Here is a 367-nt window from a genome sequence, read left to right on the forward strand (position 1 = left end):
CGGCAACGAGCGGACCAACCGCGCCATCACCGAGCGGCTGCTCGAAGAGACCGGCTCGGGACCGGAGATGATCCGCCACGTCGCCGACCGCAAGGCGCACGACCTGCGGTACTCCATCGACGACTCCAAGATCCGCGACGAGCTGGGGTACGCGCCGCTGACCGGATTCGAGGAGGGCCTGGCCGCCACGGTGGACTGGTACCGCGACAACGTCGACTGGTGGAAGTCCGTCAAGTACGGGGCCGAACGTGCCGAAGGCTGACAGCGGTGGGGCCGCCGGGCCCCGCGTCGTGGTGCTCGGCGGCACCGGCTACCTGGGCCGCCGCCTCGGCGAGGCGTTCACCGCCGACGGCGCCCTGGTGCACCT

The 367-nt window shown here is 71.7% G+C and carries 1 pseudogene; it reads left to right on the top strand.

The annotated features are described in order from the left end of the window. Nucleotides 1-262: pseudogene (locus tag ACFXKA_RS43375) on the top strand (dTDP-glucose 4,6-dehydratase); the annotation flags it as partial. Nucleotides 263-367 lie beyond the last annotated feature (105 nt).

The sequence above is a fragment of the Nocardia sp. NPDC059228 genome, assembly GCF_042754245.1.
GTDB lineage: Bacteria > Actinomycetota > Actinomycetes > Mycobacteriales > Mycobacteriaceae > Nocardia.